The organism is Romboutsia weinsteinii (genome assembly GCF_002250835.2).
Lineage (GTDB): Bacteria > Bacillota > Clostridia > Peptostreptococcales > Peptostreptococcaceae > Romboutsia_A > Romboutsia_A weinsteinii.
In genome coordinates this window covers 1-13505 of sequence record NZ_NOJY02000059.1, presented here as the reverse complement: position 1 = coordinate 13505, position 13505 = coordinate 1, and the positions used below count along the sequence as shown (strand labels likewise).

At 31.3% G+C, this 13505-nt stretch carries 12 protein-coding genes and 1 other annotated feature; of the genes, 11 read left to right on the top strand and 1 reads right to left on the bottom strand.

Annotated elements, in window-relative coordinates; genetic code table 11:
* The first annotated feature begins 167 nt into the window (after window positions 1-167).
* The gene (gene thrS, locus CHL78_RS17390) at window positions 168-2087 is read left to right on the top strand and encodes a threonine--tRNA ligase (protein ID WP_094368458.1); all 1920 of its coding nucleotides are present in this window, start codon (window positions 168-170) and stop codon (window positions 2085-2087) included.
* Window positions 2088-2161: 74 nt separating this feature from the next.
* On the opposite strand, the gene CHL78_RS17385 is transcribed toward thrS, so the two are convergent.
* Entirely contained in the window at window positions 2162-3565 is a 1404-nt protein-coding gene (locus tag CHL78_RS17385) for an ATP-dependent metallopeptidase FtsH/Yme1/Tma family protein (protein ID WP_094368457.1), read from the bottom strand.
* 471 nt (window positions 3566-4036) lie between these two features.
* Between CHL78_RS17385 and infC the strand changes: the two genes are divergently transcribed.
* From infC to CHL78_RS17335, 10 genes are all read left to right on the top strand, one after another.
* Complete coding sequence (infC, locus tag CHL78_RS17380; protein ID WP_199534102.1) at window positions 4037-4528, top strand: translation initiation factor IF-3; 492 nt, start codon at window positions 4037-4039, stop codon at window positions 4526-4528.
* Window positions 4529-4555: 27 nt separating this feature from the next.
* The gene (rpmI, locus tag CHL78_RS17375) at window positions 4556-4750 is read left to right on the top strand and encodes a 50S ribosomal protein L35 (protein WP_094368455.1); all 195 of its coding nucleotides are present in this window, start codon (window positions 4556-4558) and stop codon (window positions 4748-4750) included.
* Window positions 4751-4812: 62 nt separating this feature from the next.
* The gene (rplT, locus tag CHL78_RS17370; RefSeq protein WP_094368454.1) at window positions 4813-5169 is read left to right on the top strand and encodes a 50S ribosomal protein L20; all 357 of its coding nucleotides are present in this window, start codon (window positions 4813-4815) and stop codon (window positions 5167-5169) included.
* A 317-nt stretch (window positions 5170-5486) separates the two neighbouring features.
* On the top strand, window positions 5487-6821 hold the full coding sequence (locus CHL78_RS17365; RefSeq protein WP_094368462.1) for a TrkH family potassium uptake protein: 1335 nt from the start codon (window positions 5487-5489) through the stop codon (window positions 6819-6821).
* Window positions 6822-6907: 86 nt separating this feature from the next.
* Window positions 6908-7579: a potassium channel family protein gene (locus CHL78_RS17360; RefSeq protein ID WP_094368461.1), complete on the top strand. Its 672-nt coding sequence runs from the start codon at window positions 6908-6910 to the stop codon at window positions 7577-7579.
* A gap of 2 nt (window positions 7580-7581) precedes the next feature.
* Window positions 7582-8379: a TrmH family RNA methyltransferase gene (locus tag CHL78_RS17355; RefSeq protein ID WP_094368453.1), complete on the top strand. Its 798-nt coding sequence runs from the start codon at window positions 7582-7584 to the stop codon at window positions 8377-8379.
* A 56-nt stretch (window positions 8380-8435) separates the two neighbouring features.
* Window positions 8436-8664: a binding site (T-box leader), on the top strand.
* A 50-nt stretch (window positions 8665-8714) separates the two neighbouring features.
* Complete coding sequence (pheS, locus tag CHL78_RS17350) at window positions 8715-9734, top strand: phenylalanine--tRNA ligase subunit alpha (RefSeq protein WP_094368452.1); 1020 nt, start codon at window positions 8715-8717, stop codon at window positions 9732-9734.
* 16 nt (window positions 9735-9750) lie between these two features.
* Complete coding sequence (pheT, locus tag CHL78_RS17345; protein WP_094368451.1) at window positions 9751-12141, top strand: phenylalanine--tRNA ligase subunit beta; 2391 nt, start codon at window positions 9751-9753, stop codon at window positions 12139-12141.
* Between the two features lie 20 nt (window positions 12142-12161).
* Window positions 12162-12764, top strand: a complete 603-nt coding sequence (zapA, locus tag CHL78_RS17340; protein WP_094368450.1) for a cell division protein ZapA — start codon at window positions 12162-12164, stop codon at window positions 12762-12764.
* A 123-nt stretch (window positions 12765-12887) separates the two neighbouring features.
* The coding region (locus tag CHL78_RS17335; protein ID WP_147295845.1) for a peptidase U32 family protein at window positions 12888-13505 on the top strand (618 nt) is incomplete at its 3' end.

Here is a 13505-nt window from a genome sequence, read left to right as displayed (position 1 = left end):
TAATTATATTGTGCGAAAGTGTTCGGTTGACTACCTTATAGTCATCAAGAGGGTGCTACATTTGTAGACCAACTTGGGTGGAACCGCGAATTAATACTCGTCCCAAATATATATATTTGGGATGAGTTTTTTTATTTTATACAAAATTAAATTGAGGAGGAAATACAATGATAAAAATTACTTTAAAAGACGGATCAGTAAGAGAATTTGAAAATGAAGTTTCTGTTATGGATATAGCTAAATCTATAAGTGAAGGCTTAGCTAGAGCAATAGTTGCAGCATCAGTTAATGGAAAAGTAGTAGGTCTTAACCATGTAGTTAAAGAAGATTGTGAATTAAACTTATTCAAGTTTGATGATGCAGAAGGAAAGGATGTATTTAGACATACATCAGCTCATATATTAGCTCAAGCTATAAAGAGAATATACCCAGAAGCTAAGTTTGCTATAGGGCCAACTGTAGAAAATGGATTCTATTATGATATAGATTTAGATCATAGATTAACAAATGAAGACTTAGAGAAGTTAGAAAAAGAGATGAAGAAGATAGCTAAAGAAGACATGGCTGTTGAAAGATATGAATTACCAAGGGAAGAAGCTTTAGCTTGGGCTAAAGAAAATGGGGAGCTATACAAAGTTGAGCTTATAGAAGAATTACCAGAAGGAGAAATAATATCTTTCTATAAGCAAGGAGACTTTACTGATCTATGTAGAGGTCCACACTTACCTTCAACTAAAAAGGTTAAGGCAGTTAAGTTATTAAGTATAGCTGGTGCTTACTGGAGAGGTGACGAAAAGAACAAAATGCTTCAAAGAATATATGGTATATCATTCGAAAAGAATAAAGATTTAGAAGAATACTTACACATGTTAGAAGAAGCTAAGAAGAGAGATCATAGAAAATTAGGGAAAGAATTAGATTTATTCTTCATACCAGAAGAAGGACCAGGATTCCCATTATTCTTACCAAAAGGTATGGAACTTAAAAATGAATTATTAAAATTCTGGAGAGAAATACACAGAGCTGATGGATACTCTGAAATAGAAACTCCTATAATATTAAACCAAAAATTATGGGAGACTTCAGGTCACTGGTTTAACTATAAAGAAAATATGTATACTGTAGATATAGATGATCAACAATTTGCAATAAAACCAATGAACTGCCCAGGTTCATTAATATACTATAATGCTAAGCCGCATTCATATAAAGAATTCCCTATGAAAGTTGCAGAGCTTGGTAGAGTTCATAGACATGAATTATCAGGTGCTCTACACGGACTTATGAGAGTTAGAGCTTTCACTCAAGATGATGCTCATATATTCATGTTACCAGAACAAATAAAAGATCAAATAAAAGGTGTTGTAGATTTAATAGATAGAGTTTATAAGACTTTTGGATTTGAATATCACTTAGAATTATCTACTAGACCAGAAAACTCAATAGGATCTGATGAAGATTGGGAAGCAGCTGAAAATGGTTTAAGAGAAGCTTTAGAAGAGCTAAATCTTCCTTATATATTAAATGAAGGTGATGGAGCATTCTACGGACCAAAGATAGACTTCCATTTAAGAGATTGCTTAGGAAGAACTTGGCAATGTGGTACTATACAATTAGATATGCAGTTACCTCAAAGATTTGATATAAATTATATAGGTCAAGATGGAGAAAAGCATAGACCTGTTATGATACACAGAGTTGCATTTGGTAGTATAGAGAGATTTATAGGAATATTAATAGAGCACTATGCTGGTAAATTCCCAGTTTGGTTAGCTCCAACTCAAGTTAGAATACTTCCTATATCTGATAAATACAATGATTATGCTAATGAAGTTAAAAAAGCTTTATTTGATAAGGGTATAAGAGTTGAATTAGATGATAGAGCAGAGAAAACTGGATTTAAGATTAGAGAGGCTCAACTTCAAAAGATACCTTACATGATAATAGTAGGTGAAAAAGAAGAAGCTGAAAAAAATATATCTGTAAGATCTAGAGATAATGGTGAGCTAGGAAGCTTACAATTAGATGACTTCATGGTTACATTATCAAAAGATATAGAAGAAAGAACTAATGTTATCCAAGCATAGATAATATTTAATAAAAAAGAGATACCTCAGATGATTCTTAGAATCAGAGAGATATCTCTTTTTTTATGGAAGTTTTAGTTAACACATTCTTTTCTTATTAAGTCTTTTAATTCTTCATGAGTTAAAGTCTCATTTTCAAATAAATGATTAGATACTACATGTAAATCATTTATATTATTTCTTAATAACTCTAAAGTTTCATCATAACATGTTTGAACTATGTCATTTGCTTCCTTTTGAACTTGTTCAGATAAGAATGTTTTTACGTTACCGTCTATGGTCATAAATCCTAGGTTACTCATTCCATATTCACAAACCATTTGATTAGCAAGCTCAGTTACTTTTTTCAAGTCATCTTTTGCACCAGTAGATTTATGATTGAAGATAATTTCTTCAGAAGCTTTTCCGGCAAGTAGTATTTTAATCTTACCTATCAACTCTTCTTTAGTATATATATATCTATCTTCATCTGGTAGTTGAAGTACATATCCTAATGCTTGACCTCTAGGTATTATGGATACTTTTTGAATAGGACAGATGCCTAGCATATTACTAGTAAGTGCATGTCCTGCTTCATGATAAGCAACTATTCTTTTTTCTTTTTCTATTAATACAGATGTTTTAGATTCTAACCCAGCGATAACTCTTTCAAGAGCTTTATCAAAATGTTCAGAAGTTATTACTTCGCTATTTTCTCTTACAGCAAAAATTGCAGCTTCATTTGCTATATTTGATAGATGAGCTCCGTTAAAACCATGAGTTTTCTTTGCTAAAGTTTCTATATTTACAGACTTATCAATAGGCTTATTATTAGTATGAACCTTAAGGATTTCATATCTAGTATGATAGTTAGGGGCGCTTATATGTATATGTCTATCAAATCTTCCAGGTCTTAACAATGCTTCATCAAGAAGATCTAGTCTGTTTGTTGCGCCTACTATTATAATATTAGAATCTTTGTTGAATCCGTCCAATTCAACTAAAAGTTGATTAAGGGTTTGATCCTTTTCGTTATTACTTTCAAGATGTCGTTTTGCTCCTATTGCATCAATTTCATCAATAAAAATTATACTAGGGGCTTCCTTTCTAGCTTTCTCAAATAATGTTCTAACTCTTTTTGCACCTACACCTACGTACTTCTCAACAAACTCAGAGCCGGTTACATTAAAAAAGGATGCATTAGTCTCACCGGCAACAGCAGATGCTAGAAGTGTTTTACCAGTTCCCGGAGGACCATAGAATAATACCCCTTTAGGAACTTTGGCACCCATTTTTTGATACTTATCAGGTGACCTCATGAAATCTACTATTTCAAACAATTCTTCCTTTATTTCTTCCAAGCCAGCTACATCTTGGAAGGTAGTTTTAGGCTTAGTATAACTAGAATCATCGTTCAAAGTTTCCTTTTCTAATTTAGTTTGTGCGAATACTGGTACAGGTTTGTTGATTTTTTTTAAGAAATTATTTAACATTTTCATAGCTACACCTCGATACTAAAAATTATTCACTAACTCTATGTTTACCAAAATTGCTAATATTTATTATTCAAAAAAGTTTTATTTAATAAAATTCACATAAGTAATATTTTTAAGTATAGCCAGAAGTTAGATAAATAATGACATGTAGGAAATAAATTTAAAAATAAATTAATATAAATTATAATGTAAGCAAATAATATATTTGAGAAAAATGATAAAAAAACAAAAAAGAGTTGCATTTTTATAATAAAGATGATATAGTGTATAGAGTAGTTAAAAACATTAAAGAAGAAGCCCGCTTCTCACCTTACAACTAACGTTAGTAAGTGTAAATATAAGTTAAGCAGTACATCAGTGTACAAGCTTTATTGGATTGGTAACTTATATGGCGGATGATAATATCATTCGCCTTTTATTTTATATAAAAATAAAATTTTTTGGAGGTGTTCTACCATTAGCAAAGAACAAGCAATGAATGAACAAATAAGAGATAAAGAATTAAGAATTATCTCAGAAACTGGTGAGCAACTTGGAATAATGTCATCAAAAGAAGCTCAAGCTTTAGCAAACAGTAAAAACTTAGATTTAGTTAAAATATCACCTAATGCAAATCCACCAGTATGTAAGATAATGGATTTCGGTAAATTTAAATATGAACAATCAAGAAAAGAAAAAGAAGCTAAGAAAAATCAAAAGACTGTAACTTTAAAAGAAGTAAGACTTAGACCAGGTATAGATACTAACGACCTAAATACTAAAGCTAACAACGCAATAAAGTTCCTTAAAAAAGGAGACAAAGTTAAAGTTGAACTTAGATTTAGAGGTAGAGAATTAGGACATAAAGACCTTGGTAAACAAGTAATGATAAAGTTTATAGAGATAGTAAAAGAGTTTGGAGAACCAACAAAAGCCCCAGCATTTGAGGGTAATAATATGGTTGTAATTATAGATCCAAAAAAATAGATGATTAACTGAGAGGAGGAATTTGTCATGCCTAAAATGAAAACTCATAGAGGTGCTGCAAAGAGATTCAAGAAAACTGGAAGTGGAAAGTTAAAAAGAGCTAAAGCATTCAGAAGACATATACTTACTAAGAAAGCTGCTAAGACTAAGATGCAATTAAGAAAAGCAGGTTTAGTAAGTGAAGGTGATGCTAGAAGAATAGCACAATTATTACCATACTAAGAATCGGATAATTAAAATAATAGATAAACAATTAATAGAGGAAAACAAAGGAGGTCATAACGATGGCAAGAGTTAAAAAAGCTATGAACGCTCGTAAGAAGCACAAAAAAGTGTTAAAACTTGCAAAAGGATTTATAGGAGCAAGAAGTAAATTATACAGACCAGCTAATACATTCGTAATGAAGGCGTTAAAGAACGCATATATAGGTAGAAAGTTAAAGAAGAGAGACTTCAGAAAACTTTGGATACAAAGAATAAACGCGGCTGCTAGAATAAACGGAATATCTTACTCAAGATTAATGAACGGATTAAAATTAGCAGGTATAGAAGTTAACAGAAAGATGTTATCTGAAATGGCTATACATGATCCACAAGGATTCGCTAAGTTAGCAGAAGTTGCTAAGTCAAAATTAGCTTAATTAAAGCTATTAATATTAAAAATTAAGCCTTTGAGTCGATAGATTCAGAGGCTTTTTTGTATATATGATTAAATTTTGTAGAATGATAATAATGTTAAGAAAAAAATGAATTATAAAATGTTAAAAATTAAAGTATAAAAATTTAGAGTAGGTATATTATTGTTTTTAAATAAAAATTGGAATATAATAGAGTAATGATTACGAAGAACTATATATCGTAAAGAATTAGTAATGTTAAATTACATTCCTAATTTGTAAAGGAGGTTTCACAGAAGGTGAAAACAGTGTCAGAAAAGATTTCGTCTATTATTAATAAAATGCAACCTACTCAAATAATGGTGATGGGATTTGCTTTAGTTATATTAATAGGTGGTTTTTTATTAAATTTACCCATAGCAACGCAAAGTGGAGAAAGCATAGGATTTTTAGATGCCTTATTTACATCTACTTCAGCGGTATGTGTTACAGGGTTGATTGTTGTAGACACCTCAACTTATTGGAGTTTCTTTGGACAGCTGATTATAATAACTTTAATACAAATTGGTGGACTAGGATTTATGACGATAGCCACCTTATTTGCTCTTATAACTAAGAAGAAAATAAAGCTAAGAGAGAGGCTTTTGATACAAGAATCATTAAATCAAATGGATTTATCAGGATTAGTTAAATTAACAAGATATGTTATTATGATTACTTTCATAATTGAAGGTGTTGGTATATTACTTTTATCAACAGTATTTATACCACAATTTGGATTAGAAAAGGGAATTTGGTATAGTATATTCCATGGAATATCGGCATTTTGTAATGCAGGATTTGACTTAATGGGAGTCGTAAGCGGACCATTTTCTTCATTAATGTCATATGTCAACAACTTTACAGTAACCATGACTATATCATCTCTTATAATACTGGGAGGTATAGGATTCCCAGTTATGCTTGATATAATAAAATATAGAAAAACTCGTAAATTAAATTTACATTCAAAGATGGTTTTATTTACAACAGCTATGCTTATAGGCATAGGAATGGTGTTTATATTAATCGTAGATTACAATAATCCAAATACATTAGGACCGCTTAATCTTGGAGGTAAATTACTAGCATCATTCTTCCAATCTGTAACAGCGAGAACTGCTGGATTTAACACTGTAGATTTAGCTCTTCTACATGAGGGCAGTATATTTGTAATGATAATCCTTATGTTTATTGGAGCATCTCCTGCGTCTACTGGTGGAGGAATAAAGGTTACTACTTTAGCTACATTAATACTTACTGTAAGAGGATTTATTTTTGGAAAATCAGATATAGAAGTTTATGAGAGAAGAATTGGTCAATCAACAGTTAGAAAATCATTAGGTATATTTTTTATAGGTATATCTATGGTAGTAATTGGAACATTACTAATATCAGTAACTGATCCGAAGTTTACGTTAGTAGAAGCTGGATTTGAAGTAGTCTCTGCTTTTGCAACAGTAGGTTTAAGTATAGGAGGAACTCCAAGCTTAAGTACTATTGGAAAGATACTAATAATGATATTTATGTTTATGGGAAGAGTAGGTTCGTTGACGATATTCATGGCGTTACTATCTAAAGGTCCTAAAAACAATCAACCAATTAGATATCCTGAGGGAAGGATAATAGTTGGATAGTATAAAATAATGTATAAGGTGATTGAAACTGACTGAGTACAGTTTATATCGTGTGAGGTGGATTTTATATGGAAAAGAAAAGTCTTATGAAACAATACATAGTAATAGGCTGCGGGAGATTTGGAGCGTCTGTTGCAACAACTATGCATATATTAGGTCATCAAGTTATGGCTATAGATAAAAGTGAAGATATAATTCAAAACATAGCAGATAAAGTTACACATGCTGCAATAGTAGATGTAACTGATGAATTATCTCTAAGATCTTTAGGTTTAGGAAATTTTGATGTGGCAATAATAGCTATAGGATCGGATATAAGAGCATCTATAATGGCAACACTTATAGCTAAAGAAATGGGCGTAGGTCAAATAGTGTGTAAGGCAAAGGATGAATTACAAGCAAAAGTTCTTTATAAAATAGGCGCAGATAGGGTAGTATTCCCTGAAAGAGATATGGGTGTAAGAGTTGCACACAATTTAGTTTCAGATAATATACTAGACCATATAGAACTAGATCCAGAGTACTCAATAGTTGAGATAGTTACTCCAAGTGGATGGGTAGGAAAAACATTAATAGAATTAGATTTAAGAGCAAGATATGAAATAACAGTACTTGCTATAAAATCTGGAAAAAGTATAAATGTAACTCCATCTCCAGGGGAAGAGCTTAAATCAGGAAGTATCTTAGTTGTAATAGGAGAAAACAGCAAGATAAGTCAGATAGGATCAGAAAATAAGGATTTAATTAGGAGAAAATAGCAATGGCTATAATGATAACTAGTAAGGACAATGAAAGAATAAAATATACAAAATCATTATTAAAAAATAAAAATAGAACTAGAGAGTCAAAATTTATAATAGAAGGATTTAGGATTTTAACATTAGCGATAGAGTGTAAGGCTAAATTAGATTATGTATTTATAAATGAAGATTTTGAATCAAAAAGTGAACATGCTAAGTTTTTAAACGAATTAGAAGGAAAGAAGATTCAGGTCTATAAAACAAGTAATAAAATTTTTAATGAAATGATAGATACTGAAAATACTCAAGGTATATTAGGAGTAGTTAAATTTACAGAAAAGAGCTTAGAGGCAAATTTAGATGATAATAGTAGATTTGTATTAATTTTAGATAGAATACAAGATCCAGGGAATATGGGTACGATAATAAGAACTGCTGATGCAGCAGGAGTAGACGCTATAATAGCCTTAAAAGGAAGTGTAGATATATATAATCCCAAGGTTATAAGATCAACTATGGGATCTATATTTGATATGAACATAATATCTGCTACCCAAGAGGAAGTATTAAGAATACTAAAGTTGAAAAACTTTGATATAGTTTCTAGCTATCTTGATACAAATAATTTCTACAATAATGTAGAATATAATTACAAGGTTGCATTGGTCATAGGTAATGAGGCAAATGGAGTTAATGATGAACTTATATCTAACTCAGATGTATTAGTCAAGATACCTATATACGGAAAGGCTGAATCTCTAAATGCAGCTATTAGTTCAGCGATATTAATGTATGAAATAAAGAAATACTTAGTGTAATATTGAAAATAGCCATATTACTATGGTATAATATGATATCAAAATATAATATTATAAAAAATACAATGAAAGAGAAAAGTATTTTGATTTAACTTAGTTCAGAGAAGAGTACCTAGGCTGAAAGTACTTTCTAAGAAATCAAAAGAAGTTCCCTCTGGAGTATTAAGGCTGAAATAGTAGTAGGCCTTAACGTTAGAACGCGTTAAGTTTATACGAGGTGGTTTAATAATTTAGGTTATTAAGCTACTAGGGTGGTACCGCGAATCATAGTCTTTCGTCCCTAGATAGGGATGAGGGGCTTTTTTTATACAATAAATTGCGAAAGGGTGATAATAATGCAAGAAAAATTACTTAATTTACAAGAAGCTGCTTTAAACGAAATAAAAGATGCACAAAGCATAGAGCAATTAGAAAGCTTAAGAGTTAAGTACCTAGGTAAAAAAGGTGAGATAACTTCTATCCTAAAAGAAATGGGGAAATTATCTGCTGAAGAAAGACCGGTTATAGGTAAAGTAGCAAATGAGGTAAGAGAAGCTCTAGAAAGCAGTATAAACTCTAAGAAAGAAGAGCTAAAAGCGCTAGAGCAACAAAAACAATTAGCAAGCGAAGTTATAGATGTAACTATGCCAGGAAAAGTATTTACTGTAGGAAAAAAACATCCTATAACTCAAATAATAGATGAAGTAACAGAAATATTTATGGGATTAGGATTTAGTGTAGCAGAAGGTCCAGAAGTTGAAACTATAGAAAACAACTTTGATGCTTTAAATGCACCAAAAGATCACCCATCAAGAGATATGAGTGATACATTCTACGTAAATAGTGAATTATTACTTAGAACTCAAACATCTCCAGTTCAAGTAAGAACTATGAAGAATGAAGAATTACCAATAAAGGTAATATCTCCAGGGAGATGCTTTAGATATGATTCTCCAGACGCAACACATTCACCAATGTTCCATCAAATAGAGGGATTAGTAGTTGGTAAAGATGTTACTATGGCACAACTTAAAGGTACGTTAGATAACTTTGTTCAAAAGTTATTCGGAGATGCTACTAAAACTAAGTTTAGACCACATAACTTCCCATTCACAGAGCCAAGTGCAGAAGTTGACGTTACTTGTTTCAAGTGTGGTGGAGATGGATGCCCAATGTGTAAGCAAGAAGGTTGGATAGAAATACTAGGTTCAGGTATGGTTCATCCAAATGTTCTTAGAAACTGTGGAATAGACCCAGAAATATATAGCGGATTTGCTTTTGGTATGGGTGTAGAGAGATTAGCAATGCTTAAATATGAAATAGATGATATCAGATTATTATTCGAAAATGATATGAGATTCTTAAATCAATTTTAATTAGGAGGGATTTAATATGTTAGTATCTTTAAAATGGCTTAGAGATTATGTTGATATAGATATGGATACAAAAGAGTTCGCTGATAAAATGACTATGACAGGAACTAAAGTTGAAAAAGTAGATTTTTATGGTGAGGAAATAGAGAACGTAGTAGTAGGTAAAATACTAGAAATAACAGGTCATCCAAATGCTGATAAACTTATAGTAACTAAGGTTGATGTTGGAACTGAAGTTATACAAATAGTTACAGGAGCTAAAAATGTATCTGTAGGAGACTATATACCAGTAGCTAGAATAGGCGCTAAGTTACCTGGTGGTATAAAAATTAAAAAAGGTAAGTTAAGAGGCGAATTATCAGAAGGAATGATGTGCTCTGGTGATGAATTAGGAATAGAGTCTCAGTATGTGGCTGAATACAAAAGAGATGGTATATACATACTTGATCATGAAGAAACTTTTGAACTAGGAAAAGATGTGAAGGAAGTTTTAGGTATAAATGACGCTTTAATAGAATTTGAGTTGACTTCAAATAGACCTGATTGTAGATCTATGGTAGGTATAGCTAGAGAAGCTGCAGTTACTATAGGACAGAAATTAAAATATCCAGAAATAACTGTAAAAGAAGATGGAGAAGAAATAAACTTTGATATAAAAATAGAGAATGAAGATCTATGTAGAAGATATGCAGCTAGAATGATTAAAGATGTAAAAATAGGACCATCTCCATACTGGATGCAAAGAAAACTTATAGAAGCAGGAGTTAGACCTATAAGTAATATAGTAGATATTACTAACTATGTTATGTTAGAACTTGGTCAACCATTACATGCTTTTGATTTAAATGACGTATCTACTGGTAAAATAGTAGTAAAAAATGCCCAAGAAGGTGAAAAGTTTACTACTTTAGATGATGTAGAAAGAACGTTAAATAAGGATATGCTAGTAATAACTAATGGAGAAAAAGCAGTTGCATTAGCTGGTGTAATGGGTGGATTAAACTCAGAAATAAAAGAGAATACTACTTGTGTACTTTTAGAAAGTGCAAACTTTAAATCAGAAAATATAAGAGCTACATCTAAGAAATTAGGTCTTAGAACAGAAGCTTCAGCAAGATATGAAAAAGGAATTGATCCAAACCTTGTAGAAGATGCTGTAAACAGAGCGGCTCAATTAATAGAAATGTTAGGTGCAGGAACTGTGCTTAAAGGTATAGTTGATGAATATCCATCTAAACCAGAAACTAAGAAATTAGTAGTAAATCCACAAAGAATAAACAGATTATTAGGTATAGATGTTCCTATGGATCAATTTGTAGGGATATTAGAATCTTTAGAATTCAAATGTGATTTACAAGGTAGTGATAAATTAGAAATAGAAATTCCAAGTTTCAGATTAGATATGGAACAAGATGCAGATGTATTCGAAGAAATAGCAAGAATATACGGATTTGAAAATATACCTTCAGCACAACTAGAAGGAAATGCTACTGCTGGAGTTAAAACTCCAAAACAAAAATTCATGGATAATATAAAAAATACAGGTGTTGCTATAGGATTAAATGAGATACTAACATACTCATTTGTAAGTCCTAAAGGTGTAGATAAAATAAAATTACCTGAGAATGATCCTAAGAGAGAATGTGTAAAATTACTAAATCCATTAGGTGAAGAGACTTCAGTAATGAGAACTACTATGATGCCAAGTATGCTAGAAGTTTTATCTACAAATATATCTCATAAAGTAGATAAGGTTGCAGCATTTGAATGTGGTCATACATTTACACCACAAGCAGGATTACCTGTAGAAACTAATCACTTATGTGTTGGTATGTATGGTAAAGAAGTAGATTTCTTCGCACTTAAGGGATCATTAGAAACTATACTTGATTCTGTAGGATTTAAAGAGTATGAAATAGTACCAGAAACTAATAATTCTACATTCCATCCAGGAAGATGTGCTAAAATAGTATATAATGATATGTATATAGGTATTTTTGGAGAATTACATCCAGATGTAATAGAGAACTATGGTTTAGGTCAAAGAACATATTTATCTGAACTAGACTTAGACTTAATATTCGATAATTCTAACAGAACAATAATCTATAATCCATTACCAAAATATCCATCTACTTCTAGAGATATAGCTTTAATAGTTAAAGATGAAGTATTTGTAAAACAAATAGAAGATATAATAAAGGCTAATGGAGCAGGACTTGTAGAAGGATACAAGCTATTTGACGTATATAAAGGATCACAAATAGAGGACGGACATAAGTCTATAGCATACTCTATAACATATAGAAGCAAAGACAAAACTTTAACTGATGAAGATGTAGCAAAGGTACATGATAAGATATTAAGTGAGTTAAGTGAAAAACTAAACGCAAACTTAAGATCTAACTAACTAACGTGAGGGGTGTTAGTATGAATAAAGTTATGGTTAAAATTAATGGTTCTGAATATCCTATGGTAGGGAATAAATCAGAACAAGAAATGCGTAGTGTGGCTAATTACGTAGATAAAGAGATGAGTAGAATTAAGGAAAATAATCCAAGATTAAGCCTATCTGTTGCAGCTATTGTAACAGCGTTAAACATTACAGATATTTTATTCGAGTGTTCTGAACTTAATGATGAAATGCATCGAGAAAATGAAGAATTAAAAAGTAAGGTAGGAACACCTAATGAAGAAATTAAGTTAGAACTTGAAAATCTAAAGTTAGAAATTGATAATAAAACTAAAGAGGTTTTATCTGGTAAAGCTAGAGTTGAAGAATTATCAAAACTTACTGAGAAGCAGAAAGGTCAAATGGCTGAATTAAGTGACACATTAGAGAAGTGTAGGGAAGAAGTAGATAAGTATAAGCAAATGATAGAAGAATTAAAAACACAAGCTGAGGAAGCGAATGAAAGAGCAAGAATTGCTGAAAGTTTATCTTCTGAATTCCAAAATAAAGCCTATTCATTGCAACTGAAATTTACTGAGTTAGAAAATGAAGTTAAAGATCTAAAGCAAGGAAATATCTAAAACTAAGGAGGCTGTCTCGAAAAATTGTATTTTGAGACAGCCGCTTTTGGTTTTAAGGTGATTTAAATTTAAAATTAAGGATATCCTAATAATAGGATAAATATTCCTTAAAGGAGGCAAAACATGAAAGACGTAGAATTATTAGCACCGGTTGGGTCGTTTGAAGCATTAAAAGCTGCAGTTCAAAATGGAGCAAATGCTGTATACCTAGGAGGTAAGGATTTCAGTGCAAGAGCATCAGCAAATAATTTTGACAGAAATGAATTAAGAGAAGCTGTAAAATATGCACATATAAGAGATGTACAAGTATTTGTAACTGCAAATACATTAATAAAGCAAACAGAAGTAGAAGATTTTGTAGAATATGCAAAGTTTCTATATGATATAGATGTTGATGCAATAATACTTCAAGATATAGGTATGGCAAAGCTGCTTAAAAAATTACTTCCAGATTTTGAATTACATGCTAGTACTCAAATGGTTGCACACTCTCTTGAAGATGTTAAATATCTTCAGAGTGTAGGTTTTGACAGAGTGGTTTTAGCAAGAGAAGTAAATGTTGAAGAGATAAAATACATATGTGACAACTCGGATGTTGATATAGAGGTGTTTGTACACGGGGCCTTATGTGTTTGCTACTCAGGACAATGTCTAATGAGTAGTATGATCGGTAATAGATCAGGAAACAGAGGAAGATGTGCTCAACCTTGTAGACAGAAGTATGAATTGATAGATATAAAT

Coding starts and splice junctions, on each gene's coding strand:
- thrS (WP_094368458.1), top strand. CDS start 168: ATGATAAAAATTACTTTAAAAGACGGATCAGTAAGAGAATTTGAAAAT.
- CHL78_RS17385 (WP_094368457.1), bottom strand. CDS start 3,565: ATGAAAATGTTAAATAATTTCTTAAAAAAAATCAACAAACCTGTACCA.
- infC (WP_199534102.1), top strand. CDS start 4,037: ATGAATGAACAAATAAGAGATAAAGAATTAAGAATTATCTCAGAAACT.
- rpmI (WP_094368455.1), top strand. CDS start 4,556: ATGCCTAAAATGAAAACTCATAGAGGTGCTGCAAAGAGATTCAAGAAA.
- rplT (WP_094368454.1), top strand. CDS start 4,813: ATGGCAAGAGTTAAAAAAGCTATGAACGCTCGTAAGAAGCACAAAAAA.
- CHL78_RS17365 (WP_094368462.1), top strand. CDS start 5,487: ATGCAACCTACTCAAATAATGGTGATGGGATTTGCTTTAGTTATATTA.
- CHL78_RS17360 (WP_094368461.1), top strand. CDS start 6,908: ATGAAACAATACATAGTAATAGGCTGCGGGAGATTTGGAGCGTCTGTT.
- CHL78_RS17355 (WP_094368453.1), top strand. CDS start 7,582: ATGGCTATAATGATAACTAGTAAGGACAATGAAAGAATAAAATATACA.
- pheS (WP_094368452.1), top strand. CDS start 8,715: ATGCAAGAAAAATTACTTAATTTACAAGAAGCTGCTTTAAACGAAATA.
- pheT (WP_094368451.1), top strand. CDS start 9,751: ATGTTAGTATCTTTAAAATGGCTTAGAGATTATGTTGATATAGATATG.
- zapA (WP_094368450.1), top strand. CDS start 12,162: ATGAATAAAGTTATGGTTAAAATTAATGGTTCTGAATATCCTATGGTA.